Here is a 22,080-nt window from a genome sequence, read left to right as displayed (position 1 = left end):
TCCTGCCCCGTCCATGCGCGCGGCCTCGAGAATCTCCGGCGGCAATGATTGGAAGTGATTGCGCATGAGGAAGGCACCGAACGCCACGCCCGCCAACGGGATGATGACTCCAGCGTAGGTGTCTCTCCAACCCCATGACGCAACCAACGAGTAATTGGAAATAATGGTGATCTGGTTGGGCACCATCAGCGAGGCGATGATGAGCAAGAAGAGCAGATTCCGGCCGGGAAAGCGAATGAATGCGAAGGCATAGGCAGTCAGCACTCCGAGGACTACCTCCACCACCGTGAGAACCAGCGTGATGATGATGGAGTTTCTCAGATAGCTCGAGAAGCCAGAAGTCTGCCAAACATAGGAATAGTTTTCTGCCTTGAAAGGATGAGGCCAGAAGGAAATCGGGTCCGAGTACACATCCTGGAAAGACTTAAAGCTGGTGATGAAGATGAAGTACAGCGGCACCATAATCATCAGCACTGTCAGTACCAAGGCAATGTAGCCGACGACCTTCGTTGCTGGATGACCATGATCAACCGGCTCACCTTTACGCTTGCGCTGGGCCTCGGTGATGACTGGTGCTGCGAGGGACTGCGAACCAGGAACCGGTGGCAGCTCTCCCTTCGCTTGCGGGAGCCCCACCTTGATGGAAGCCGGGATCGCGCGTTTTTCGGACATTTACTTATCCATCCTTTCCTGCAACTTAATCTGCAACACCGTAATGACAAGCACGACGAGGAACATGATGGTGGCCACGGCAGCGCCATAGCCGGCACGGTTGTTGATAAACGTCTCTTGGTACACCTGGAAAACCATCGTGGAGGTTCCGTAACCAAACGGTCCACCGCCGGTCATCGCGTTGATGATGTCGAAAACTTGGAAAGAATTGAGCAGCACGGTGATTAACAGGAAAAACGTGGTGCCGCGAAGCTGCGGCAGGACCACGCGGAAGAAATGGCGCGCGGCCGGGGTGCCGTCAATCTCAGAGGCCTCATCGAGGTCGCGCCGGCGCCCCTGCAGGGCAGCAAGATAGATAACGAAAACGTAGCCGACGTTCTTCCACACGTAGGTCACCGTAATCATGAACAGTGCCCAGTTCTGCTGCTGGTAGAAGTTCGGCACATCGACCCCGATTAGGCCCAGGAAGTATTGGATAAGACCGTAGTTGGGATCGAAGACGAACTGAAAGGCAACGCCAATCGCCGCGCCCGCGATGACATAGGGCGCGAAAACAATTGAGCGCACAGCCGCACGGCCAAAAAGCTTCTGGTCCAGAAGCAATGCCAGCGCTAGCCCCAGCACCATCGAACCGACCACCGCGAAGAAGGTGAAGACGACAGTGTTGAACACCACGCGTCCAGTATCTGGCGCCTGGAACCAGTCGATGTAGTTCTGCAGACCGACGAAAGTCATCGTCGGCGATGAAATATTCCAGTTAAAGAAAGAGATGCGGATGTTATCGACCAGTGGTCGATAGGTGAAAAGAATGAGAAGGAGAAGGTTCGGGCCAATCAGCAATGCCGCTAGGCCGATCTGGCGCCAGTCGAGCTTTCGCTTGCGTGGGTGGCCCGCGTACTCCTCGGAGACGATCGGCTTCTCGGTAACAGGAGGGATCGTAGCCGTTCGCCCGCTCGCGGGGATGGTTTTTGCCATGCAGAAGAAACTAGACCAAGGCAGTAAACAGAAAGTTTACTCAACGTTTTGATTGTATAAACAAAAAGAAAATTCCAGGGGCCTAGCCCCCAAAAGCATTCCTTGCGCGTGGGGAACGTCACACGAAGCACGGGAGAAAGGACTCCACAGAAACTCCCGGGTGAGAGAGCGCTGCCGTCTTTACAGCTAGACCTTTTCTGCCATGAACACCGCGGCTACGGGCGTAGTTGGGCGCTAACTCGCTGGGCGCACAACGTCGAGTGCTAGCTCTGGCAAGTCCGTTGCCATGAGCTCTACCCCATTGTTACGACACCACTCCATGTCCTTCGGTAAATTCACCGTCCATACGTAGGACTGTCTGTCGACGCCTGCAAAGAAGTCAGCTTCCAACCGTGCCTGGCGAATGGAAGGCCCAAAGCCCGAAGCGCCCTCGAGAGAATCTGGTAGTCCCGCGTCCGGTTCCAAGAGAAGAAAGGATCGCAGGGATGGCAATAGGTTTCGGAATCGCGCAATTGCTTCAGGGTTAAAGGAAATCAGGTTGAACCGTGGATCGGCATCGAGATGTCGGTTGCGCAGGACTTCGGCCACCGACTCTTCGAGTCGCGCCCCGAAAGGAGACGGGTGCTTCGTCTCGATAAGCAGCTGCTTTCCGGGGTATGACTCGATGAGGTCCACAAGTTCGTCGAGAAGCAGGATGCGTTGGGGATCCTCGTGGGTACCAAAGTTGAGTGTGCGCAGCTCCTCCAGTGTCATGTCACCGACAGAGCCGGTGCCATCCGACGTCCTATCCACAGTCTGGTCGTGGATAACCACCACCTGCCGGTCCTTGGTCAGGTTGACGTCGCACTCCACACCGGCCACATCAAGCTTGAGAGCCTCCTCGAAGGCACGATACGTGTTCTCAGGGAACCACCCGTTATATCCTCGGTGCGCGATAATTCCTGTGCGGTCTGCCATGTTCTTTTCCTCCGGGCCGCAAAGTGGTTGTGCTTCTGGCGCCGCCCAGTGTAGACCGCTAACGGCGGCCTCCGCGGTTGCGGTGCGTCGCCACCACGTGCACGGCATCCAGCATTCCTAAGGTGAGCAGCGCCTCACGGAGCGCAAACTGGAAAGTCCAGAGGCGGCGGAAAACCTGGTCGAAGCCCGCTGCCGCCGCTTCGCGGTGCCGCCCATCGAAGAAGCTGCGCTGGTAGCGAAGCGTTTCCAGGTAGTGGCTTCCGGTGTGGGTTTGAGCGATGATGCGCAGGTTGGAACGCCTATCGAAGAGTCGATGGGTCTCCTCCAGCGTCGGATAGTCCAATCCGGGCCAGATATAGGCGCGCAGAACCTGAATCGCGGACCGGGCGGCCGGGGTCATCGCGTCGGTGGCGAACAACGAGGCCACGGCCACACGCCCACCGCTGACCAGCGAGCGATCCAGCATCTGCACGTAGCGCCGGCGCTCGGGGGGCGATAGCGTCTCTAACTTCTCCACACTGACAATCGCGTCATAGCGCCCGCGCCACTTCTTCGGATTAGGCAACGCTGTTTCGATGCCCTGCACATGGACAGAGTCAGCGGCGCCTTCGAGGAGCAGTTGTTCATCGAACAGCGCCTGCTGCTCTGTGTCGCCCGTAAGGACGTCAACTGTGGCGCGCCGGGCAACGGCTTGAACTGCTACTTGCAGCCCAGTCGCCGGATAAACCAGAAGGTGTGTACCAGCGCCGGTGCGGGTGGCATCGAGAAGCCACTGTGCAGCGCGGCGCTGCGCATCGCCCAAATCCTCGCGGTCCGTGTGCGTCGGCTCGGTCACGCTCGTCACATCGACGAAGTGCTCCTTGGGTTCCTTGCTCCCCACCCGCGCGCTATAGCTGCGGACCGCCTCGCGCACCGTGGTGGGAACGCCGCTAGCGAAAATTCCGCCCGAATGGCTCAAGGAGTCGCCCGCGTACAGTTTCACCACATCGAGGGGCAGCTCGCCAGGGCTCGAAGCCTCCACCGCCAGCTCCTTCGTCTTCGGCCGATACCCCACCCCCAACAGCCGCAGGAGAACCTTGACCAAGCGATCGGAATCGGGCGTCGTCCACTCCCCTGCCATATAAGACTCGGCCAGGCCCAGCCAGCCCGAATCGGCGATGCGGGAAAAGAGGGCGTCGTGAAGCACAGCCAAATCCGGCTCCTCGCCTTCCAGCTCCACCCCTGCCTTGGCGCAGGCCTGCGCAAACTCCGCTTCAGTCCGGCCGCCCGTAAAGCGCAGCAAACGCGGTGAGGGCACGGTTGCTACGCCGGGCCACGTCGCAGCGTCAATCGATGCCAAGTGGGAATACACGCTCTAGCCAGCCTTCCTCATCGCACACACGTATTTTCTAAGACTAAAACGAGTGGGCCCAAAAGAGGTGAAGGCGCGGCCAAAAAGCCAGTTAATAACCCATAAAGTATGCATGTACCGCTAGAAAGGTTTAGACTAACTCGGGTAAAATAATCTAGCTTTCTGAGGAAGGTATTCAATCACCATGGCGCAAACTCCTTACCGTCCTAGTAACGGCCGCCACCACGTCGTTGTTATCGGTGCCGGCTTCGGCGGTATCAACGCGGTTAAGAAGCTCAAGGACGCGGATGTTGAGATCACCCTCATCGACAAGAAGAACCACCACCTCTTCCAGCCGATGCTCTACCAGGTAGCCACCGGCGTCATCTCCGCCGGCGAAATCGCCCCGTCCACGCGTCAGATCCTGCGCCACCAGGACAACGTCAACTTCGTCAACGGTGAGGTCTCCGACGTCAACATCAAGGAACAAACCGTCACCGCCGAGCTCGATGGCGCGGTTCGCACCTACGGCTACGACTCCCTCGTCGTAGCGGCAGGCGCTGGCCAGTCCTACTTCGGCAACGACCACTTTGCTGAGCACGCGCCGGGCATGAAGACGCTTGACGACGCCTTCGAGATCCGCTCCCGCATCATCTCCGCCTTCGAGAAGGCTGAGCTGGAAGAAGATCCTGCCAAGCGCGAGAAGCTGCTGACCTTCGTCATCGTTGGTGCAGGCCCGACTGGTGTTGAGCTCACCGGCCAGATTGCTGAGCTGGCACAGCGCACCTTCGCTGGCACCTACTCCAATTTCGGTTCTTCCTCCGCCAAGATTTACCTGCTGGATGGTGCCCCGCAGGTCCTTCCGCCGTTCGGCAAGCGTCTTGGCCGCAAGGCACAGCGCACCCTGGAGAAGCTGGGAGTTGACGTGCGCCTCAACGCCATGGTTACCGACGTCACCGCTGACGCCGTCACCTACAAGAACATGAAGACCGAGGAAGAGGTCACCATCGAGGCCGCGACCAAGATCTGGTCTGCCGGTGTCGCCGCTTCCCCGCTGGGCAAGCTTATCGCTGACCAGGCAGGCGTGGAGGCGGACCGTGCCGGCCGCGTCTCTGTCAACGAGGACCTCACGGTTGGTGAGTACAAGAACGTCTACATCGTCGGCGACATGATTTCCCTCAACCGCCTTCCGGGTGTGGCCCAGGTGGCCATCCAGGGCGGCAACCACGTGGGCAAGCTCATCGAGGCCAAGATTGATGAGGAGTCCACCGCTAACGAGGCCGAGCCGTTTGAGTACTTCGACAAGGGCTCCATGGCCGTCATTTCCCGCTTCAACGCAGTGGTCAAGCTAGGCAAGACCGAGTTCGCTGGCTTCCCGGCCTGGATCTCCTGGCTCGGCCTGCATATCTTCTACATCGTTGGCTTCCGCAGCCGTACCCTCGTGGCGCTGCACTGGCTGCTCAACGCCTTCTCGCGCGACCGCGGCAACCTGGAAATCACCCAGCAGCAGCGCGTTGCTCGCAACGTAATTGACCGCGACCTCCACTAGGTCTTACGCGTCTTATAGGGAGAGAGGAATTATCCTCTCTCCTTTTTCTTTGCCCATGTACGGTAGACGCAAGAAAGCACAGATTAAGGAGAAACAGTGAGCCAACCTGCGCTGCCCCGAGTCCTCAGCATTGCCGGCACCGATCCGACGGGCGGCGCTGGTATTCACGCCGACCTCAAGTCCTTTGAGGCCGCTGGTGCCTACGGCATGGCCGTAGTGACAGCCCTGGTAGCGCAGAATACGCAGGGCGTGCGCTCTATCCACACCCCACCGGTGGATTTTCTGCGTGAGCAGCTGGCAAGCGTCAAGGACGACGTGACTATCGACGCCGTTAAAATCGGCATGCTGGGATCCGTCGCTATCACCGAAACGGTGAGCGACTTCCTCGCTTCCCTCCCCGCGGGTGTGCCGGTGGTCTGCGATCCGGTCATGGTTGCCTCCAGCGGGGACCGCCTGCTCGAGCCGGAAGCGGAGCGCGCCGTACGGGAGCTGGCGCGCCGCGCGACCGTGGTCACGCCGAACCTACCTGAGCTAGCGGTCCTCGCTGGAGTAGCAGAGCCGCAAAGCCTCGAAGAGGCGATTGATGTCGCAACCACGTGGGCCCACGAGAACGACACGTGGGTCGTAGTCAAAGGCGGGCACCTCGATGGTGCCCAGGCCGATAACGCGACCGTAAGCCCTTCCGGCGAAATCACGCGCGTGCCCTGCCCGCGGATTGATACAAAGAACACGCACGGCACCGGCTGTTCCCTGTCCTCAGCCCTAGCGGCGCGTCTAGGCGCGGGCGAATCCCTCGACGAGGCACTGGTATGGGCCACCGAGTGGCTCCACGAAGCGATTGAACATGCCGACGCGCTTCACGTCGGACACGGGCACGGGCCCGTTGACCACGGCCACCGGCTCCGGCGCCTGGCCGCGGAGGCACAAAGTTAGCCCAGCAGATCGGCGCCAGGGCGGGTAAGCACGGCCACCATGAAGGTGGAGTTCTCCTTAAAGACCTTCATGTCCCACGAGGAGAAAATGAAGTCCACTCGGTAGCCCACCGCGCGGGCCAATTCAAGGAACTCCTCGAAACCCCAGCCGCGGCCCTCGCCGAAACCGACGACGAAGCGGCCGCCAGGGCGAAGCGAGTTAAACACGTTGCGCAGGGCCGCCTCACGCCCTTCGTTAGCGATAAAAGTCATGACGTTGCCCGCAGCCACGGCGATGTCAAAGTTATCCTCTGGGATTTCCTCTTCCGAAAGGTCACCTACCTCCCAGCGGGCCTCCGGATAGTCGTTAACCGCATGTTCGATCAGGATGGGATCGACGTCCACGCCCACTACGGTATGCCCGCGCTTGGCCAACTCGCCTCCGAGCCGTCCGGAACCGCAGCCGGCGTCGAGGACACGGGAGTGGCGTTCACTCATGGCGTCGATAAGCCGGGCTTCCCCATCGATGTCCTTACCCTGGGCCCGTAGCGTCTTCCATTTCCGTGCAAAGTTGTGGGAATGGGCGGGGTTCGCAGCAGTTACTTCTTTCCAGGTAGGCATGACAACGAGTATAGGCCTTTAGAGGTGTAAGATTTAGCCGCTCTTATAAAACGCCTATACGAAGCGAAGGAGGCTGAGACACGATGCCATCTGTACCGTCACCATTCAAGCCACGCAAGAAAAACACTTCGGACAATAGTACGCCGAGTTTTTCCGTGCCTGTCGAGCGTGCTATTGAGCACTGCCGAGTGTTCATCGACGGCGAGGCGCTGCCCGGTGAGTTCACCCCGCACAGCGCACTGCAAACCGTGGAAGAATACGGCCGCGGCTTCGTGTGGGTAGGCCTGCACGAGCCGCTCGAATCTCAGATGACGAAGGTAGCGGCTGAATTCCGCATCCATGAGCTCATCGTCGAGGACGTCGTCCAGGCGCACCAGCGTCCCAAGCTGGAGCGCTACGACGACCAGCTCTTCGTGGTGGCACGGTCGGTGAACTACCGCGACCACGACGAGGTCGCCGATAAGCGCCAAATTATCTCCACTGGTGAAATCCAGATGATCATTGGTGCCACGTTCATTATCACGGTGCGCCACTCCGCCAAGCTGCCTAATCTCGCCTATGTGATCCAAGATGAGCAAGACCTCGTCGAGCAGGGCCCAATTTCGCTGGCGTGGAAGATCCTGGACATGATGGTGGACCGCTATTCGGAGATTTGCCGCCTCATCGCTATCGAGGTCGACGAACTCGAAGAGGAAATCTTCACCCCGAATTCGCTGCCCAACATCGACCGTATCTACATGTTTAAGCGTGAGATTCTGGAGATGAAGCACGCGATCGTGCCGCTCTCGCCGGCTTTGCGGGCGATGGTAGCGGACCACAAGGATCTCATTCCGAAGACGATTCGCTCCTATATCCGGGACGTCAACGACCACCAGCTGGTGGTCCAAGACCATGTGGCGGGGTTCGATGAGCGCTTGACCTCGCTTATCGACGCCTCCGTGGCCAAGATCAGCATGCAGCAAAACTCCGACATGCGCACGATCTCTGCGGTGGTTGGCATGTGGGCGGCGCCGACACTTGTGGCAGGAATCTATGGAATGAACTTCGACATCATGCCGGAGTTGCATTTCTCATGGGGCTATTACGGGGCAATTGGCCTCATGATCTTAGTGGTGGCCGGAATGTGGTGGTGGTTCCGGCGCAATAACTGGTTGTAGGGGCTACTGCACCACCATGGTTCGCAGCGTGGAAGCAGCGAGAAGTACGTCGCCCTGGCTGATTTTTACTTCCCACAGCTGCGTGCGGCGGCCCTTGTACAGCGGCGTAGCGACAGCGGTGACGGTGCCTTCGGCCACGGGTTTGAGGAAGTCGGTGTTGTTGTTGACGCCCACGACTGGCTTGCCCGCAAGGATAAGGCTGCCCACGGATGCAGTGGACTCCGTAATCGTGCAGAAAAGCCCTCCATTGGCCACGCCCCACGGCTGGTGGTGATCTGGAACAACGTCAACCTCGGAGCGAATCTCATCGGCCGAGATGTGCGTGAAACGCAAACCAATGAGCCCGGCTAGGCCCTGCGGGTGCGAATTGATGAGCTGCAGTTCCTCGGCGTTAAGCGGCCGTGCCTGGGATACAGCTACGAGCTTTTCGAAGATTTCAGAGTGTTTCATGCCACACCAGGTTAGTGGATTTCGGTGACGTAGGATGGTTGACATGACTCAAACTGCTGAAAAGACAGATCTCGCTCAGATTGGTGTTGTGGGCCTAGCCGTCATGGGCTCCAACCTCGCGCGCAACTTTGCCCGCAACGGAAATACCGTCGCGGTCTACAACCGCAGCCCGGAGAAGACGCGCGCGCTCATCAGCGAGCATGGTGATGAAGGAACCTTCATCCCTTCCGAGACCGTTGAGGACTTCGTGGCCTCTCTGGAGCGCCCACGTAAGGCAATAATCATGGTGCAGGCGGGCGCGGCTACCGACGCCGTCATTAACCAGCTCGCCGAGGCCATGGATGAGGGCGACATCATCATCGACGGTGGCAATGCCTTGTTCACGGACACCATTCGCCGCGAAAAGGAGGTCGCAGCTAAGGGCCGTCACTTCGTCGGCGCGGGCATCTCCGGTGGCGAGGAAGGCGCGCTCAATGGCCCATCCATTATGCCCGGCGGCCCGGCCGAGTCCTGGGAAACTCTGGGGCCGATCCTGGAATCCATCGCCGCTGAGGTGGACGGCACACCGTGTGTGACTCACATCGGCCCGGATGGTGCGGGACACTTCGTGAAGATGGTGCACAACGGCATTGAGTACGCCGACATGCAGGTTATCGGAGAGGCCTACCAGCTCCTTCGCTATGGCGCGGGCATGGATCCGGCTGAAATCGCTGAGGCCTTCCGCGAGTGGAACGCCGGCGACCTGGACTCCTACCTCATTGAGATCACCGCTGAGGTTCTTGCCCAGACCGATCCGGACACAGGCGCCCCGCTTGTCGACGTCATCGTAGACGCCGCCGGCCAGAAGGGAACCGGCCGCTGGACCGCCATTAACGGCCTCGAGCTTGGCGTCCCCATCACCGGAATTGCCGAATCCGTGTTCGCGCGTGCGCTCTCCTCGGCCACCGCGCAGCGCGCCGCCGCCCAAGAGGGCCAGCTGCCTTCCGGAACGATTACCGAGCTCAACGTTGACAAGGCTGAGTTCGTCGAGGATGTTCGCCGTGCGCTCTATGCCGCAAAGCTCATTGCCTACTCTCAAGGCTTTGATGAGATCAAGGCTGGTTCGGACGAGTTCGGCTGGAACGTGGACCCGCGCGACTTGGCCACCATCTGGCGTGGCGGCTGCATCATTCGTGCGAAGTTCCTCGACCGCATCCGTGAGGCTTATGACAATAACGCCGACCTGCCGGCCCTCATTCTGGACCCGTATTTTAAGGGTGAGCTGGAAAACCTGATTGACCCGTGGCGTCGCGTCGTTGTGGCTGCGACCCAGCTGGGGCTGCCGGTACCCGTGTTTGCTTCTTCTTTGTCCTACTACGACAGCCTGCGCGCCGAGCGCCTCCCTGCGGCCTTGATTCAGGGCCAGCGCGATTTTTTCGGCGCCCACACCTTCAAGCGCGTGGACCGCGAGGGCACCTTCCATATCGAATGGTCGGGTGACCGCTCACTCACCGAGATGTAGCTGCCAAGCCCCTCACCTGAGGGGCTTTTCTCATACGAGTCCTTCCCCTACCTGCATGCCCTCCAACCAGGAATTTTGCCTCTCCGGTTGCGGGGTACACGGTGCTGTTTTAGTCTCTGTGCCCATGGGGGATATCGAAACCTACCTCCGCCTTCGCAACTCGGGGATTGCGCTGGTGGAGCATATACCTGGCACACCCGATGAGCTCCGCGCGCTCGGCGCGGATGCCTCCGATGCCACCGAACTCGCAGGCCTGCACCAGGTGTACTTCGGCCCCACCCGCTTTACAGGCAAACAACGCAAAGCCCGCCACGCAGCCCTTGCCCAACGCCACAGCCTGGGCACCCTCACACTGATTGAAACCTACACCTCCAAGGTGAAAAAGACCCTGGATGCTTGGAACCTCAGAATCAAACTCGCCGCAACACCCGCCCACCGCATCCGAGCCGTTGCCACCGCACGGCTTAAAGAACTCACACGCAAAAGAACTGCTAAACCAGGCGTGCGCATCACCTACAGATCTGAAGGGCCCAACACGCTCTCCATTACTGACGATGCCACCACGATCGCCAACATGCGCGCAGCCTTAGAGTCCACCAACAACACCGACCTCCTTCAAGCCGCCAACGACATCTTCTTCAACCAAGCAGGCGGTACAAAGCCGGCCGTGCGCACCCAAGTCATCGTCACTCTCAACGAGTTGGACCAGATCATCAACGGCGACGGGGACGAGATCGAGCTCAACCTGACCAACGGCGCACGCATGACAGGCGCTGAATTCCTAACCCACAAGTTTGCCGACATCGGCTACGCCACCATCGTCCACCCTATTGAAGGACCCATCGACACCTGGCGGCTAGAACGTGGGGCAAACTTCAAACAACGCCTTACCCTGCATGCTGAATTCCACACCTGCTCCAGGCCAGGCTGTAACAAGCCAGCTGATTACTGCCAAGTCCATCATTTGGTGCCTTGGCAGGCAGGTGGCTACACCAACATCAAAAACCTGACTTTCCTGTGCGCCTACCACAACGGCATCAACGACGATGATCCGTCAAGGCCTACCGGGCGCGGCTACATGTACCGCCTTAATACCGGAGTTAGCTTCATCCCACCCTGGGGTGCACCAATCACCGCAATGCCCGAATACCAAGAAGCACTAGCCAGACTCAACGCCGAACGAGAAGCAGAACGACCACCAGACCCACCACCCGACAGCAGCTAACACCCAACCACCACACACAAAACGCGCCGGAATCCTACGACAACACCAAGCACCCGTCAATCGAAAGATGGTTAGCGGGGATATCGGCGATCCCAAAGCCGCATCGACGTCGCCCAGCGCTGAGTCACTTCATCGCAATGCCTCAAGCGTGGCTCGTGCGGCTCGCTCAAGCGGGGCATAGTACGCCGAGCCGTGCGTCAACGCGTGGACAGACAACGGGTGCAGCTGATGCATCGGCACCCACTGGTGATACTCCTGCCCCACTCCATAGCCCCGCAGAATCTCGTCATAGAACGGCACCCCGAACAACTCCAGCATGGCCAAGTCCGTCCACGGATGCCCACCGTGCGCCGCAGGATCAATCATGACCGCAGTGTCCTCCTGGAACAGCACATTGCCCGCCCACAAATCACCGTGAATGCGCGCCGGTGCAACATCCCAATCGACCGCTGCAATGGCATCAGCCGCCGCAAATGCGCTATCGCTCACCTCTTCCGGCAGACCACCGAGAAAGGGCTTAATACGCTGTTCCGCGTAAAATTCGCCCCACCGTTCACAAGGCTCGCAGGGCTGTTCCACCCGGCCAATAAAGTTGGCGCCCTCCCACCCCTCAGGTGGCGCACCGAAAGCAGTAGCTCCCGCTTGGTGCACTCGGCACAACGCCTCGCCAAAGGCCCGCGCAGCGGCGACACTCGGGCGTGACTCTCTCACACGCTTCGTGCTTATCGACGTCCCCGTAACCCCCACAACCTCAGCCACCACTCGCTCATCCGCCTGAGCCAACCACCTCAGCCCGGCAGCCTCCGCACCAGCCTGGTCGGGAGAAGAAACTGCCTTTCTAAAAATATCCATGCCCCCAGCATAGAAAAAGGCCGCCTCCAGAAAGAAGGCGACCAACGGTGGAGCTAACGGGATTCGAACCCGTGACCCCCACACTGCCAGTGTGGTGCGCTACCAACTGCGCCATAGCCCCAAGGCGGTATTGAATTATAAAGTGGAGCTAACGGGATTCGAACCCGTGACCCCCACACTGCCAGTGTGGTGCGCTACCAACTGCGCCATAGCCCCTCATACGAGGTGCAACCTTCACGATTGCAACTCGTATCAATATATCCGCTCCCCATTCACTCACCAAATCGCGAGTTGGGACGCCTTATTTAGTGACGATGTCAACCCATTCCATGATGGACGTGTTCTGGTCTTCCGGAATATCCTTGCCATCCTGGATAATTCGCGGCGAGGAAACCTGGCCGGTTTCGCTCTCCAGCTTCTCGTAGTTCGAGGTCACCAGCGGGTTTCCTTCACCAACCGGGGCTTCTTCAATGGCCTTCACCGTGGCATCATCTGCGCCCAATTCCTTCGCGGCAGCAGCGAAGTCTTCCATCTCCCACTTGTTGTACACCTTGGACTGATTCTCCATGAGGTACTTACGCAGGTTCCAGTAGAGCTTGGCATCACCGGTCTTTGCTACCTGCTCCATCGCAGCAGCGGCCTTGGAGGAGTGGCCCGTGTTGGACTTGATGCTCTCCAAGCCGTTCGGGCTGCCGTCAAGGAAGTTGAGGGTGCGCACGTGCACGACGAGCTCGCCCGCGTCAATCGCATCCTTCATCTGCTCGTCGGTTTCCTTCGCCAGGTCACCACAGTGCGGGCAGGAGTAGTCCTCGTACAGGTCTACTTCGGTTGCGTCCTTTGCGGCATCCGCAGACTTGAGGGTTACCGCATTGTCCGCGAGGGAAATCTCCAGGGAGACATCCTCGGCGGCGTAGTCCCCCAGCGCATCGGTCTGTGCGCCTCGCCCTTGGTAGACGATGTATCCGATGACCACGGCAATAATAACCAGCAGAACAGCGAGGCCCCAGACGAATCCACTATTGCCTTTGGAGTTGGGGTCTTTGACTGTACTCATGAAACAACCTTGCCTTTATGACTTAAGTTCGAACAGATGGAAAGCCTACACACCGCTGTTAAGGGTGCAATGCAAATTTGGTGAAAGGACGCTTGATCGTCCACACCATTAAGACAGAATAGAAGACATCTCGCAGCAGTGTCATCATGTAATTCATCACTTGCGCGTCTTCATCAGGGCTCACGGAGAAGCAGCCGCAATCAATTCCGAGTCCCCGCGCCCACGCCTGCGCGATGCCGATCATGAACAGCACCAGAACTATCTGCCCAACCCACGCCGATGGCCGCAAGAACAGCCCCAAGAGGAGCAACAGGCCGCCACATATCTCCAGCGGGCCAATCAGGTAGGACAAGTAGTGCGACCACTCAGGGGTAAAGATTTCATATGCCTTGATGCTTTGCGACACCGCGAGCTGATCCGTCAGCTTCGACGCCCCCGCCTTGATCCACACATAGGCCATATAAAATCGCGCGAATGCACTAATGATGTCGAGCACGAGAGGTGCGCTGATTTTGGTTTTGGTCACGGAGTTAGCCTAACAATCTACGGATGGAGAGCATAGCGGCGGTAGGGGCGCCGGATGGTCCAGACGGTGAGGGCGAGGAAGAAAGCGTCGCGAAGCAGCGTCAGTGCGTAGTTCATGCCCTGACTTACGTCGGCGGGGTCGTAGCCAAAACACCCGCAATCGATGACGAGCCCCCGCGCCCACGCCTGCGCGATGCCCACCATGAACAGGACCAAGACCACTGCAGCGACTGCCGACGCCTCCCTCAAGAACAGCCCCAACAACAGCAGCACCCCACCCATGAGTTCCAGGGGCCCGATGAGGTAGGCCAAGTATCCGGACCACTCCGGGGTAAAGATGCCATAGGCCTCGATGGCCTGGGTCATCTCCATCCGGGCATCCAGCTTCTGTATGCCGGCGATAAGCCACACGGCGGCCATTCCCCAGCGCGCGAGCGCGCTGATGAGGTCAGCCACCGATATGGATTGTGGAGATGTCATAAACCACTAGCCTAGCCGCAGAACTAACCTCCGAGAACCTGTGACACCAGCGCCTGCGCTTCTTCCTGCACCTGCTTGAGGTGTTCTTCGCCACGGAAGCTCTCGGCGTAAATCTTGTACTTATCCTCCGTGCCGGACGGGCGCGCGGCAAACCACGCGTTCTCCGTCGTCACCTTGAGGCCGCCGATCACCGCACCGTTGCCCGGCGCCTCAGTGAGCTTGGCGACGATCTCCTCGCCCGCCAGCTCCGTCGCCGTCACCTGCTCCGGAGAGAGCTTCTTCAGGATGGCCTTCTGCTCGCGGGTAGCCGGGGCATCGGTGCGCGCATAGGCCGGCGCACCATAGTCCTCCGCCAGCTCCGCGTAGCGCTGCGACGGAGTCTTACCCGTCACTGCCAGGATCTCCGCAGCCAACAAGTCCAAGATGATGCCATCCTTGTCGGTGGACCACACCGTACCGTCGAAGCGCAGGAAGGAAGCCCCGGCGGATTCTTCGCCGCCGAAGCCGAGGGAGCCGTCGACAAGCCCCGGCACAAACCACTTAAAGCCCACCGGCACCTCCACGAGCTCACGCCCCAGGCTGGCCACGACGCGGTCGATCATGGAAGAGGACACCAAGGTCTTGCCCACGCCGGCGTTACCCCACTGGGGGCGGTGGCTAAACAGGTACTCGATGGCCACCGCGAGGTAGTGGTTCGGGTTCATCAGGCCCGCGTCCGGCGTCACAATGCCGTGACGGTCCGCGTCGGCGTCGTTGCCCGTGGCCAGGTCGTACTTGGAACGGTTATCCACCAGTGAAGCCATGGCATCCGGGGAGGAGCAGTCCATGCGGATCTTGCCGTCGGTATCCAACGTCATGAAGCGGAAGGTGCCGTCAACGTCGGGGTTCACCACGGTCATGTTCAGCTCGTAGTGCTCAGCAATTGCCGCCCAGTAGTCCACCGAGGCGCCGCCCATCGGGTCCGCTCCGATGCGCACGCCGGCGTCCTTGATGGCCGCCATGTCCACGACGTTGGCCAAATCGGACACATAGGAGTCGAGGTAGTTGTGCTTGACGCAGCGCTCATCGAGCACGCCGTTGACCGGCACGCGCTTTACACCGTCGAGCCCGGCGCGCAGGTAGTCGTTGGCCCTTGCCGCAATCCAGTCGGTGGCATCGGTATCCGCTGGGCCGCCTGTCGGCGGGTTGTACTTGAATCCACCATCGCGCGGCGGGTTGTGGGAGGGGGTAATCACGATGCCGTCGGTGCCCGGGTTGGTCAGGATGGCGTGGGAGACGGCCGGGGTCGGGGTGTAGCGGCCGCGGTCATCTACACGGACCTCCAGTTCATTGGCTAGGAGGACCTCGAGGGCAGAGACCATGGCGGGTTCGGACAGGGCGTGGGTATCACGGCCGATGAAGATGGCGCCCGTGGTGCCCTGCTCGGCGCGGTAGTCCACGATGGCCTGGGTGATGGCCAGGATGTGGGCCTCGTTGAAGGCGGTGTCCAAGGCGGAGCCGCGGTGCCCGGAGGTGCCGAAGGAAACCTGCTGGTCAGGGTTATCGGCGTCGGGGGTGCGGGTGTAATACGCGGTGACTAACTCTGCGATATCGATGAGATCGGAAGACTGGGCTAGCTGGCCGGCGCGCTCGTGTGCCATGGTGGGGTTCCTCCTTGGAGACGTGGATACACCTTAAGCTTGCCTGCTTCACGACGTTTTCGCATCCCAACTAAGATGGTGCCTATGCCACAGATCCTTCTTGTGGGCTGCGGGACCGCGCTCGGGGCGCTGGCCCGCTTTGGCCTTTCTTCGCTTCTCGGGGGCGGCGCGCTGCCGCTGTTGCTCATCAACGTTGTTGGCAGCGCTGTGATGGGCTATGCCAAGCCGCCCGCATTCTGGGGCACGGGCTTCTTGAGTGGGTTCACCAGCTTTGCCGCGTTTGCGTATCTCACTTCAGGTTTCGGGCCGGCGCAGGCGGGGGCGTATGTCCTGGCAACGGTCCTGGGCTGCACCGTGGCATACCTGGTCGGTGACCGCCTCCGGGATCGGAGGCGCGCATGATGCTCTCCATCTTGGCTGTGCTCGCCGGAGGTTTTGTGGGCGGTTGCGGGCGCTACCTGTTAACCCGCATCCTGCCCTCCCCCACGTGCACCTTCGCCGCCAACCTCATCGGCTCTGCGGTGGCCGGCGTGGCCTATGGCTACGCCACGCACGCGCACACCCCCGAGTTCTTCCTCCCCCTGCTCGCGGCCGGCGTGGCGGGCGGGCTATCGACATGGTCCACGTTGGCCAAAGAGCTCGGCGACATGATTAAGGCCAAGCGCTGGTGGCGCTTGGCGCGGTATCTCTTCTGGACCGTGGGCCTGGGCATCGTCCTGGCGTGGCGCGGGGCGTGGGTCGGCTCGCTTTTGGCCTAGCCTGCTCACCGCACTCCACGCCCAAGCGCGCGGAGTGTTAGTCAGCGATGGCGTCCAACGGCGGAGTCTTCGCCGCGCGGTGGGCCGGCCACAGGGCGGCCAGCACACCGACGATGCCGGAGCCGACGAGCATGACGACGAGCATCATCCACGGCACCGTCGTGGAGTCGAGGCCTTCGTCCGCAAGCACGGAGATGAAGGACCAGCCCATCCCCAGCCCCATGAGGATGCCCATGAGAGCACCGAAGAGCGCAATCTGTACCGACTCCACCGTGATCATCGTGCGAATTTGGCGGCGCTGGGTGCCCACCGCGCGCAGCATACCGATCTCCTGGCGTCGTTCAATCACGCCCAAGGTGAGGGTATTGACGATGCCCAGGATCGCGATGACCACAGCCAACGCCAGCAGCGCGTAGAGGATGGTGAGCATCTGGTCAATCATGCCGGCGGCCTCGCCTGCGTATTCCTCGCCAGTGCGCACCTGCACCACGACGAGGTCCTTGACGGACTCCTCCAGGTTGGCGCGCAGCTTTTCCTTGTCATAGCCTTCCTCCGCGTTCACGGAGACCACCATGACGTTGAGGCTAGTCGGGTCGACGACCTCCGTTGCCGCGGAGGCGGAGACAGCTAAGCGCGAGAGCATCTGGAAGGGCTCATACGTGCCGAGGAGCTTCACCTGCGTGGTGCGAGACGGATCCGGCCCCGCCAGCTCATAGCTCTGGCCGACCACCCAGCCCTGCTCTGCAGCCAGGTCGGCTTCGGCGATGAAGCCCGGCTCCTCGCCCGTCTTCAGCGATCCTTCCACCAGAGTGAGGTTAAGGATGTCATCGGCGTTGCCGTCGACCACCTGGCTGATCGCCATCTCCGGGCTGTAGTTCATGGAGGCCTGACCATCGACCTGCAACGGCGCGGTACTCATCGCCACGACCTGCCCGGCGCCCTCGGTATCGCGGGCGCGCTGCGCCGTCTCATTCGGCGTCGGGAAGTTGCCCGATGTCGGACCCGACAGCAGGAAGTCCGCGCGGGCGTCCTGCTCCACGGCATCCGCGACAGAAGTTTTCATCGTCGCGCCAAGCATTCCGATCGAGGTCACCAGCGCCACACCCAACATGAGGGCGAAGGCGGTGGCGGCCGTACGGCGCGGGTTGCGCGCCGAGTTCGTCGACGCCAATTTGCCCACCGCACCAAACGGTGCACCAACCACGCGGCCAATCGCCGGAACGATGGGCAGGGAGATGGCCGGTCCAGCCAGGAAGAATCCAAGGATCAGATTGAGTGCGCCCAGCCCCACGAGGGAGGCGCGGATGCCCGTGGAGGCGTCGATAAGCACGCCGAGGACCGCGAAGATAATGCCCGCGACGAGCAACAGCCCACCCAGCACGCTGCGCACGAGGAGCGAAGAGCCAGCCGCCGACTCGGTGGTGCGCATGGCTTCCACCGGCTTTACCGCACCCGCGCGGCGCGCCGGCGCCCACGCGGACACGATGGTGACCACCGCACCCAAGAGCAGCGGCACGACTACTGCACTGACGCTCAGGCCCAGACCGCCGCCCATGGGCATGTCTTTGGCTTCAAAAACTGCCTTGATGATCGCCACCAGGCCCATACCTGCCACCACACCCACGGCAGAGCCGACGAGGCCCACGATGAAGGCTTCTGTCACCACCGAGCGCGTGATCTGGCCGCGGGAGGCGCCGAGAGCGCGCAGCAGCGCAAACTCCTTGGTGCGCTGGGCCACGATCATGGAGAAGGTATTCGCGATGATGAACGTGCCCACCAGCAGCGCGATGAGGCCAAAGGCGATGAGGAAGTAGTTGACGAATTTCAGGGCAGAGGAAATCTGATCCGACAGCTCATCGGCCAGCTTCTGGCCGGATTCCGCCTCGACCTCGAAGGTGTTGTTGAGGTGCTCCACGAGTGCATCGGCATCGACGCCGTCGGCCGCAGCGACCTTCAGCTGGGAAGAGTCTCCATAGCGCTCAACGAAGGCCTCGTGCTCCATGAGCAACGTCAGACTGGGGCCCTGGTCCACCACAGGCTTGACGACGCCCACGACCTTCACCTCATCGCGCTCGTCCGGGTGCACAACGAGGAGGGTGTCGCCGACGTGGATGCCGAACTTCTCGGCGGCGGAGTCGTTGATGAGGACTTCGCCGGTCCCGTGGGGCTCGGAGCCGTCGACAAGCGTGGCAGGCTCACCTACGGATTGCTCTCCCGGGTAGAAGGGCTGCACGCTGGATGTGCCCCCGCCGGTCTGGAACGCCTCGGCGTCTTCGTTGGCCACCACGACCGTCTGGCTGCTTTGCATGTTCACCGCGCGCACGTCGGGGTCGGCGGCGATGTCATCGCGCATCTTCTGATCCAGCTTCGGGCCGTTTTCCTTCTGGCTCACGGCCGCATCCACACCAGTAAATGCGGTCGATACCGCAGAGTCGAAGGTGTTCGACAAAGATTTGGTGAACATGAAGGACCCAGAGATGAAGGCGGTGCCGAGGACCACCGCCAGCAGGGTCAGGGCAAGGCGCAGCTTGTGCGCGAGAATATTGCGCACGGAGACCGTGCGCATGGTGTTCTTTGTGGCCATGCTCTAGCCCTCGATTTCTGCCATCACGGCGTGGATGGACTCCATGGTCGGGTTCATGAGCTCATTAACCAGGCGGCCATCGGCGAGGAAGACCACGCGGTCGGCGTAGGAGGCGGCCTTGGCGTCGTGCGTGACGATGACCACGGTCTGGCCGTCCTTGTCCACGGCGGTCCGCAAAATATCGAGCACCTCGGCGGAGGAGTTCGAATCCAGGTTGCCGGTGGGCTCGTCACCGAAGATGATCTCGGGGCGCGAAACCAAGGCACGCGCGCAGGCCACGCGCTGCTGCTGGCCACCGGAGAGCTCGGCCGGGCGGTGGTTCAGGCGGTGGGACAAGCCAAGGCGCGTGGTGACCTCATCAAACCACGCCTTATCAACCTTGTTCCCAGCGATATCGGTAGGCAGCGTGATGTTCTCTGCCGCGGTCAACGTGGGCACCAGGTTAAAGGACTGAAAGATGAAACCCAGGCGGTCGCGGCGCAGGGCGGTAATGTCTTTGTCGCTGAGCTGCGACATATCAGTGTCGCCGATGAAGGCCGAGCCGGACGTCGCCGAATCGAGGCCCGCCATGGTGTGCATGAGGGTGGATTTGCCGGAGCCCGACGGGCCCATGATGGCGGTGAAGGTGTTGCGCGCGAACTCAACGTCGACGTGGTCCAACGCGGTGACTGCGGTATCTCCCTGGCCATATTGTTTGAACAGGTCGACGGCGCGTGCCGCGACAGTCGTCGTTGGGGTGGTCATGGACGTGTTCTCCTTATAGATAGGGAAAGTAACGTCACTACCCTATCTTGCCCTGGGTAAGTTATGTGACGCGTGTGGTCTAAAATATGCTCCATGCGCGCATCCCTTTCCGCTCTAGAGCATTACGACCGTTGTGCCGTAGCAGCCGCGGCTCAGGTCATGCGCCACTACTCCACCAGTTTTTCCCTGGCCACACGGCTTCTCTCCCCCAGGGTGCGCGTGGATATCCGTAACTTATACGCCATGGTGCGCACGGCCGATGAGATCGTCGACGCGGGACTTGTTCCCCAAGACGCCGCCGTGCTTCTCGACGCCTACGAAACCACCGTCCGCGCCGCCCCCTCCCAACGTTTTCACGCCGACCCGGTCGTGCACGCCTACGCGCTCTCCGCGCGGCGCTGCGGGTTCCAGGACGAACACATTGCAGAGTTCTTTGCCTCCATGCGTTGTGACCTCACGCGCACCTCCCACACAGCGGAGTCTTTTAAGACCTATGTTCGGGGCTCTGCAGAAGTCATTGGGCTGCTATGCCTGGATACTTTTTATGCCGGTGCACCTCGGCCTGATGGCGTCGAAGAAGGAGCGGAGCGCCTGGGTGCCGCGTTTCAGAAGATCAACTTTTTGCGGGACCTGCACGAAGACTCTACTGAGCTGGGCCGCGCTTATTTTCCTACGCTGCGTGAGCCAGACAAACTCGATGAGGAAACGAAGGCCGCGATCATTTCTGATATCCGCGAAGACTTAGCCCATGCCCGCACGGCCATGGACCTGCTTCCCCTTGGCTCCAGGGTGGGGGTAGCCGCAGCGGCGGCTCTTTTCACGGAGCTTACGGATGTCCTCGAAGCCACTCCTGCGCACGAGATTATGACTACCCGCGTCAGTGTCCCCGCTGCGCGGAAAGCTGTCCTCATCAGCCGCGCTGCAGCGCACGCGGCACGAAATAAAGGTTAAAGAACATGAGCAAACATGTTGTTGTCATCGGCGCTGGTATTGCAGGCCTAGCCACCGCTTCCTTGCTGTTGCGGGAAGGGATGCGGGTGACGGTCGTCGACAAGCAACGCAGCGTTGGTGGACGCGCGGGAACCTTGGCCGTGGATGGCTTCCGTTTCGATACCGGCCCCTCGTGGTACCTCATGCCGGAGGCCTTCGATGAGTTTTTCCGCGCCTGCGGCACCAGTACCGAGCGCGAGCTGGACCTAGTGGACCTCTCCCCGGCGTACCGGGTCTACAACGAGGACGGCGAGTTTCTTGACGTGGAAACCGGCGTAGACGAGGTAGCCCGTCTCTTTGACTCCCTAGAGCCGGGCGCGGGTGAGCGCGTACGGGCGTATTTGGCGCGCTCCTCCGACGTCTACGCTGTGGCGCTGAGCAGCTTTTTGTACACCACGTTTTCGCGCCCTACTGAGCTGCTGACACGGGAGGTGCTCACGCGGCTGGGAACGCTCGCGATGCTGTTGACGCGCTCGCTCGATGGTCTGGTGGCAGCGAGATTTCAGGATTACCGGCTGCGACAGATTCTGACCTACCCGGCGGTGTTCCTGTCCACGGAACCGAAGGCGGCACCAGCGCTGTATTCCCTCATGAGCCATACCGACTTGGTGGAGGGCGTGCGCTATCCCTTAGGAGGCTTCGCGGCCGTTGTCGACGCCATCGCGCGGCAAGCAGCCGGCGCCACCTTCGAGCTAGGCACAGCGGTGGTAGCGATCAACCATGCACACGGGCGCGCGACGGGCATCACGCTGGACGACGGCCGCAGAATCCCCGCCGATGCCATCGTCTCCGCCGCCGACCTGCGCCACACAGAAACTGCTCTGCTTCCACGGGAAATGCAGACGTATCCGGAACGCTACTTTGCTCGTCGCGACCCTGGCCTGGGCACGGTCTTAGTCTTTCTGGGCGTGAAAGGTTCTCTTCCGCAGCTAGCGCACCATACGCTCCTGTTCAGCACTGACTGGACCCCCGATTTTAGGGCCGTCTACCACGGCCCAGAGGCGAGCCGACCGCTGGGTGCCTCGGAGTCGATCTATGTTTCAAAAACCTCTGCCACCGATTCCACCGTAGCGCCGGAAGGTTACGAGAACCTCTTTATCCTCGT

General features: G+C 60.7%; 21 protein-coding genes, 2 tRNA genes and 1 pseudogene. 9 read left to right on the top strand and 15 right to left on the bottom strand.

Going from position 1 to position 22,080, the window contains the following annotated elements:
• The 4 genes from RDN59_RS07240 to RDN59_RS07225 form a co-directional block, all read right to left on the bottom strand.
• Positions 1–672 (bottom strand): carbohydrate ABC transporter permease (locus RDN59_RS07240; protein ID WP_308607255.1); only part of this gene is annotated, 672 nt, incomplete at its 3' end.
• Complete coding sequence (locus tag RDN59_RS07235) at positions 673–1,647, bottom strand: sugar ABC transporter permease (RefSeq protein WP_308607254.1); 975 nt, start codon at positions 1,645–1,647, stop codon at positions 673–675. It lies immediately after the preceding gene.
• A gap of 234 nt (positions 1,648–1,881) precedes the next feature.
• Positions 1,882–2,604 carry a glycerophosphodiester phosphodiesterase family protein gene (locus tag RDN59_RS07230; RefSeq protein ID WP_308607253.1) on the bottom strand — a complete coding sequence of 241 codons (723 nt, stop codon included), beginning with the start codon at positions 2,602–2,604 and terminating at the stop codon, positions 1,882–1,884.
• Between the two features lie 58 nt (positions 2,605–2,662).
• Complete coding sequence (locus tag RDN59_RS07225; protein ID WP_308607252.1) at positions 2,663–3,955, bottom strand: class I SAM-dependent methyltransferase; 1,293 nt, start codon at positions 3,953–3,955, stop codon at positions 2,663–2,665.
• Between the two features lie 184 nt (positions 3,956–4,139).
• On the opposite strand from RDN59_RS07225, the gene RDN59_RS07220 reads away from it, so the two are divergent.
• Positions 4,140–5,483 carry an NAD(P)/FAD-dependent oxidoreductase gene (locus tag RDN59_RS07220; RefSeq protein WP_308607251.1) on the top strand — a complete coding sequence of 448 codons (1,344 nt, stop codon included), beginning with the start codon at positions 4,140–4,142 and terminating at the stop codon, positions 5,481–5,483.
• Between the two features lie 96 nt (positions 5,484–5,579).
• Positions 5,580–6,413, top strand: a pseudogene (gene thiD / locus RDN59_RS07215) (bifunctional hydroxymethylpyrimidine kinase/phosphomethylpyrimidine kinase); the annotation flags it as partial.
• Here thiD and RDN59_RS07210 read toward each other — a convergent pair.
• Entirely contained in the window at positions 6,413–7,015 is a 603-nt protein-coding gene (locus RDN59_RS07210) for a class I SAM-dependent methyltransferase (RefSeq protein WP_308607249.1), read from the bottom strand. The pseudogene thiD and the gene RDN59_RS07210 overlap by 1 nt on opposite strands.
• 83 nt (positions 7,016–7,098) lie before the next feature.
• On the opposite strand from RDN59_RS07210, the gene corA reads away from it, so the two are divergent.
• Positions 7,099–8,172 (top strand): magnesium/cobalt transporter CorA, encoded by a 1,074-nt coding sequence (corA, locus tag RDN59_RS07205; RefSeq protein WP_308607248.1) that lies wholly within the window; start codon positions 7,099–7,101, stop codon positions 8,170–8,172.
• 3 nt (positions 8,173–8,175) lie between these two features.
• Here the strand turns inward: corA and RDN59_RS07200 are convergent, their stop codons facing one another.
• A complete protein-coding gene (locus tag RDN59_RS07200; protein WP_049154649.1) occupies positions 8,176–8,622 on the bottom strand; it encodes a PaaI family thioesterase in 447 nt (148 codons plus the stop codon).
• 43 nt (positions 8,623–8,665) lie between these two features.
• Here RDN59_RS07200 and gndA point away from each other — a divergent pair, with 43 nt between their 5' ends.
• Entirely contained in the window at positions 8,666–10,123 is a 1,458-nt protein-coding gene (gndA, locus tag RDN59_RS07195; RefSeq protein ID WP_308607247.1) for an NADP-dependent phosphogluconate dehydrogenase, read from the top strand.
• A gap of 124 nt (positions 10,124–10,247) precedes the next feature.
• On the top strand, positions 10,248–11,348 hold the full coding sequence (locus RDN59_RS07190; protein WP_308607246.1) for an HNH endonuclease signature motif containing protein: 1,101 nt from the start codon (positions 10,248–10,250) through the stop codon (positions 11,346–11,348).
• Between the two features lie 129 nt (positions 11,349–11,477).
• Here RDN59_RS07190 and RDN59_RS07185 read toward each other — a convergent pair whose 3' ends face one another.
• The 7 genes from RDN59_RS07185 to pgm form a co-directional block, all read right to left on the bottom strand.
• A complete protein-coding gene (locus tag RDN59_RS07185) occupies positions 11,478–12,200 on the bottom strand; it encodes a fructosamine kinase family protein (RefSeq protein ID WP_308607245.1) in 723 nt (240 codons plus the stop codon).
• 48 nt (positions 12,201–12,248) lie between these two features.
• Positions 12,249–12,321: transfer RNA gene (locus RDN59_RS07180), tRNA-Ala, on the bottom strand.
• Positions 12,322–12,343: 22 nt separating this feature from the next.
• Positions 12,344–12,416, bottom strand: a tRNA-Ala gene (locus RDN59_RS07175).
• Between the two features lie 85 nt (positions 12,417–12,501).
• Positions 12,502–13,254: a thioredoxin domain-containing protein gene (locus RDN59_RS07170; protein ID WP_308607244.1), complete on the bottom strand. Its 753-nt coding sequence runs from the start codon at positions 13,252–13,254 to the stop codon at positions 12,502–12,504.
• Between the two features lie 58 nt (positions 13,255–13,312).
• Positions 13,313–13,780 (bottom strand): MauE/DoxX family redox-associated membrane protein, encoded by a 468-nt coding sequence (locus RDN59_RS07165; protein WP_070516121.1) that lies wholly within the window; start codon positions 13,778–13,780, stop codon positions 13,313–13,315.
• A gap of 17 nt (positions 13,781–13,797) precedes the next feature.
• Positions 13,798–14,259, bottom strand: a complete 462-nt coding sequence (locus RDN59_RS07160) for a MauE/DoxX family redox-associated membrane protein (protein WP_308607243.1) — start codon at positions 14,257–14,259, stop codon at positions 13,798–13,800.
• Between the two features lie 23 nt (positions 14,260–14,282).
• Positions 14,283–15,899: a phosphoglucomutase (alpha-D-glucose-1,6-bisphosphate-dependent) gene (pgm, locus tag RDN59_RS07155; RefSeq protein ID WP_308607242.1), complete on the bottom strand. Its 1,617-nt coding sequence runs from the start codon at positions 15,897–15,899 to the stop codon at positions 14,283–14,285.
• 84 nt (positions 15,900–15,983) lie between these two features.
• Between pgm and RDN59_RS07150 the strand changes: the two genes are divergently transcribed.
• Together RDN59_RS07150 and RDN59_RS07145 are read left to right on the top strand one after the other, a co-directional pair.
• Positions 15,984–16,301 carry a fluoride efflux transporter family protein gene (locus RDN59_RS07150; RefSeq protein WP_070510603.1) on the top strand — a complete coding sequence of 106 codons (318 nt, stop codon included), beginning with the start codon at positions 15,984–15,986 and terminating at the stop codon, positions 16,299–16,301.
• On the top strand, positions 16,298–16,657 hold the full coding sequence (locus RDN59_RS07145) for a CrcB family protein (protein WP_144013817.1): 360 nt from the start codon (positions 16,298–16,300) through the stop codon (positions 16,655–16,657). The genes RDN59_RS07150 and RDN59_RS07145 overlap by 4 nt, the downstream gene beginning before the upstream one ends.
• Positions 16,658–16,694: 37 nt before the next feature.
• On the opposite strand, the gene RDN59_RS07140 is transcribed toward RDN59_RS07145, so the two are convergent.
• Positions 16,695–19,241 carry an FtsX-like permease family protein gene (locus tag RDN59_RS07140; RefSeq protein WP_308607241.1) on the bottom strand — a complete coding sequence of 849 codons (2,547 nt, stop codon included), beginning with the start codon at positions 19,239–19,241 and terminating at the stop codon, positions 16,695–16,697.
• A 3-nt stretch (positions 19,242–19,244) separates the two neighbouring features.
• The gene (locus RDN59_RS07135; RefSeq protein ID WP_308607240.1) at positions 19,245–19,985 is read right to left on the bottom strand and encodes an ABC transporter ATP-binding protein; all 741 of its coding nucleotides are present in this window, start codon (positions 19,983–19,985) and stop codon (positions 19,245–19,247) included.
• Between the two features lie 93 nt (positions 19,986–20,078).
• Here RDN59_RS07135 and RDN59_RS07130 point away from each other — a divergent pair, with 93 nt between their 5' ends.
• Together RDN59_RS07130 and crtI are read left to right on the top strand one after the other, a co-directional pair.
• On the top strand, positions 20,079–20,936 hold the full coding sequence (locus RDN59_RS07130; protein WP_308607239.1) for a phytoene/squalene synthase family protein: 858 nt from the start codon (positions 20,079–20,081) through the stop codon (positions 20,934–20,936).
• Between the two features lie 5 nt (positions 20,937–20,941).
• Positions 20,942–22,080: phytoene desaturase family protein (gene crtI / locus RDN59_RS07125; protein WP_308607238.1), on the top strand; the 1,139-nt coding region annotated here is incomplete at its 3' end.

The sequence above is a fragment of the uncultured Corynebacterium sp. genome (assembly GCF_902489365.1).
Classification (GTDB): domain Bacteria; phylum Actinomycetota; class Actinomycetes; order Mycobacteriales; family Mycobacteriaceae; genus Corynebacterium.
Note: the sequence above shows the minus strand (reverse complement) of the source record. Positions and strands in the feature narration are given on the sequence as shown.